General features: G+C 59.0%; 3 protein-coding genes. All 3 read left to right on the forward strand.

The features are described from left to right. The first annotated feature begins 170 nt into the window (after positions 1 to 170). Genes WG622_RS19130 through WG622_RS19140 form a run of 3 tightly spaced genes read left to right on the forward strand, consistent with a single transcriptional unit; the run spans position 171 to position 3569 of the window. Positions 171 to 1799, forward strand: a complete 1629-nt coding sequence (locus WG622_RS19130) for a TnsB C-terminal domain-containing protein (protein WP_093455154.1) — start codon at positions 171 to 173, stop codon at positions 1797 to 1799. Further along, positions 1777 to 2634 carry a TniB family NTP-binding protein gene (locus tag WG622_RS19135; protein WP_071974414.1) on the forward strand — a complete coding sequence of 286 codons (858 nt, stop codon included), beginning with the start codon at positions 1777 to 1779 and terminating at the stop codon, positions 2632 to 2634. Before WG622_RS19130 ends, WG622_RS19135 begins: the two co-directional genes overlap by 23 nt. After that, entirely contained in the window at positions 2580 to 3569 is a 990-nt protein-coding gene (locus WG622_RS19140) for a TniQ family protein (RefSeq protein ID WP_083545780.1), read from the forward strand. The genes WG622_RS19135 and WG622_RS19140 overlap by 55 nt, the downstream gene beginning before the upstream one ends. Positions 3570 to 3663 lie beyond the last annotated feature (94 nt).

Genomic DNA, 3663 nt, shown 5'->3' on the forward strand with positions numbered 1-3663 from the left:
TGTCACTGTACCCTCATTAATCAGAATTGCCTTTAAAATTATCGTTTGTTTTCAGCGGCACGATGTACCCTTAATTTTCATATTGTACCGTTAATTGCCATACTGTACCCTTTATTAGCATACGGTCAGTTCTGTGGATAAGTGCTGACAGGAATAGGGCAGGGATTGGCGTGGTCAGCGAGCGTCTTGCAAAACATCGAGCAGCAGTCCTCCGTCCGATCCTGGAACTTGAGAAGAAGGGTGAGCCGATCAGTGCGGCAATCGGAGATGCTGCTTGGGAACTAGGTTTGGCGAAGAGCCACACCTGGTCGCTTTACCGCCGTTTGCGCGAGAACGATGGGCGGGCCGCAGCACTGGAACTCAGTCGCCGGGGGCCGAAACCGGGGTCGAAACGGATCGCGCGAGAAGTCGAAGACCTCATCGATGAACGCCTACGGCGCTATTATCTGGTCCGCGAACGCTCCAGCTTTCTGCGAATTTGGCGTGAGATCCGTTCGGAATGCGAGGCAAAGGGCTTCCAGCCACCGGCACGAAAAACGCTGAAAGCTCGGCTCGATGCAATGGACGAGAAAGAGATTGTTAGAAAGCGCCGTGGTGCCAAGGAGGCGAACAAGACTTTTGCGGCACGTCCGGGCCGGCTTGCGGTTGGAACGCCACTGGAAATTGTTCAGATCGATCACACCTTGGCCGACATCATTTTGGTCGATCACGTGGATCGGCGACCGCTTGCGCGCCCATATTTGACGGTAGCCATCGATGTTGCAACCCGGATCGTTCTCGGGGTCTTCGTCAGCTTTGATGCACCATCAGTTCTTTCGATCGCGCTCTGCCTCGATCATTGTGTGCGTCGGAAATCGATCCACGTCCCAGGGAAGCTGGAAGAATTGGTCTGGCCGACATCCGGCATCCCGAAGGCGATCCATGTCGATAACGCGCAGGAGTTCCACAGCGACGCCTTCTCATCGGCCTGCGAAGATTGGGGCATTGCCGTCGAGTACCGCCCGCCTGGTGCAACGCACTTCGGAGGTCATATCGAACGTTTGATCGGAACGGCCATGGGGGCTGTTCATGTTTTGCCCGGGACCACGCAATCCTCCGCTGCCGAGAAGGGCGATTATGACAGCGAGAAACATGCGGCTCTGACCCTGGCCGAGTTCGAGGACTGGCTTCATCTGGAGATTTGCCGCTACCACAATACCCGCCACGAAGCCCTCGGGCGAACGCCGCTGGCCGCTTGGGCTGACTTGGGCGGAGACACTGCGGGGCGGCAGGTTGTCGATGTCGAAGCCTTCCGGACAAGCTTCCTGCCTTTTGAGTTGCGCCAGCTCGGGCGCACTGGGATCACTCTCTTTGGGGTGCACTACTGGAGTGATGCCTTCGCGTCGTTGGTCGGACGGGGCAGCGGCAAGGTGCAGGTGAAGTACGACCCGCGGGACCTGTCGCAGGTCTGGGTTCTCGTCAATGATGGCCGCATGATCCCGGCTCGGTATCGGGATCTGAGCCACCCTCGGATATCGCTTTGGGAAAGTCGTCGGGCGCGGAAGGAATGGCAAGACAGGCATGGCGGTCGGATCAACGAGAAGGCCTTGTTCCAGGTGATCGACGCGCAGAGACGACTGGCCGAGGCGGCGCGTCAGAAGACAAGGACCGCCCGTCTGGAGAGCGAACGCGAGACGCGGCTTCCCAAGCACCAGCCGCGCCGCGATCCGTCCCGAGAAATGTTCGCCATCGACACTGGTAACCCAGACCTCCCCACTTATCCGATTGAAGAGTTTGATGACCCCAGAAGAAAGAATTGACCGCATCCGCAGCGATCATTGGATCGCATTCGACCGTGCCACGATTGTTCTCAACCGATTGACGTCCCTGATGGAAATGCCGCAGCAGAGCCGGATGCCTGGCCTGATGGTCTATGGCAGTTCCGGTATTGGCAAGACGATGATCGCCAAGCGCATGGCCAGCAAGTATCCGACGCAGTACAACGCAGAACTGGGCATCACGAAGACCCCCATCCTGCTGGTTCAGGCGCCGCCAGCGCCGGACGAGCGACGCTTCTACCAGCACATCCTTTCGACGATCGGGGCGCCGATGTGGGGGCGGCATACCGTGTCCGAACTTGAGGTCCGCGCGCTCAGTCATCTTCGGGATATGGACCTGAAGATGCTGATGATCGACGAGGTGCACAATCTGCTTGCCGGTAGTTACCGGGAGCAACGCCGGTTCCTGAACATGCTGCGGTTCTTGGCCAACGATCTCTGTGCCTCGCTTGTCGTTTTCGGTGTCAACGAAGCGCTCGAGGCCGTCCGCGGTGACGACCAACTGGCCCGTCGCCTGGACGAACACTACCTGCCGCTCTGGGAGGACGACGTGGAGTTCTCTCGGCTCATCCAAACGCTGATTGCCGCGATGGCACTTGAGCAGCGGTCGGGCCTCACGGTTGCGTCGCTTCGGACAATCCTGAAAGTGACGGGCGGTGTGACCTCGCGCGTGTTCATCATGATCAAGTCCTTGGCCATCGATGCGATCGAGACGGGTGAGGAGCGGATCACCGATGAGGCCGTTCAGGCCTGGCAGCCGGTATGGGCGAAGCATGCTTGGAGCATTCCGCGCCAACCCATCGCGGAGTTCGGGTGACCGTGAACCCATTGCCGCGTCGACCGCCACCGGTATCCGACGAGCTTCTCTCGAGCTGGATCGGGCGGTTGGCCCGGGCCAATCATTGTTCCGTCGAAGAGCTTTGCGGCTATCTCGGTTTGGGGCAGGGCAGGGTGCCGGAGCATGCGGGTGACCTTGGGCATGTGAACTGGGCTCGGCTATGTCCGGCGGTTCAGCAGACCCGGGATGAGATCGCGGCCATGACCCTCCCGGACACGACGCATCATCCCGCTCAATGCGTATCTAGCGATGACTTCCAAAGTTGCGCAAACTGCTCGAAACAAACCTCGGGACTGGTCCTGCGCCACTGGCGCTTCGCCTGGTCGCTGACTTGCGAAAACTGTGGTCGACCTCTTGTGGCGAGGCATCCGGCCGATGGTCTATCAAACAGGCTACGTGTCCGCGCCGCTCGGGGCGCGGCATTGCTGAAGACGGCGGTTGCCGCCGCCGATCTGAGGCACATGCAGCGGATCAGCCATACGCTGTGCCTCTTACAAGTACTTGAGTTGGTATACAGCGTGCCACTCACGTCGCGGTGTCAACTGGAGCGGTCAATAGCACTCGCAGCTGTCGATGTCTGCTCAGCCCGTCCATTATTGGGAGTGGCCATCTTGCTGCGCGGAAATGAACAAGCATTCTGGGATCTCCGACGCGCCTTTCCTCAGCGCAGACGTTTGATTGAGAAGGTGCGCAAGCTGTCGATGAACCTCGATATGCGACTTCCGCGAAGACGTCGGCAGGAAAGCAGTCCCGTTGACCGATCTGCCAGGGCGACGTCGCCCAAAAAGACGTCTGCGCAGGCCCTAGACGCTGCCCGTCAGGCCATCTCCGAGCTCGGTGCCGATGCAGATCGTCAAGCGCTTCTGGCACGAGCCGATGCAATCTGGAAGCGCCAAAGCTGTGTCAGCCACTGACGCAGCGCCCTGTGGATATATTGCAATTAAGGGTACAGAATCTGCCGAAAACGCTTCCAATCCGCAGAATCTGATTAATTAGGGTACAGTGACA

The sequence above is a fragment of the Cognatishimia coralii genome, from assembly GCF_037478305.1.
GTDB classification, from domain to species: Bacteria; Pseudomonadota; Alphaproteobacteria; order Rhodobacterales; family Rhodobacteraceae; genus Cognatishimia; species Cognatishimia coralii.

What these genes read in the sequence shown, in the direction of transcription:
- WG622_RS19140 (WP_083545780.1), top strand. Translation starts at nt 2,580, where the DNA reads ATGGGCGAAGCATGCTTGGAGCATTCCGCGCCAACCCATCGCGGAGTT.
- WG622_RS19135 (WP_071974414.1), top strand. Translation starts at nt 1,777, where the DNA reads ATGACCCCAGAAGAAAGAATTGACCGCATCCGCAGCGATCATTGGATC.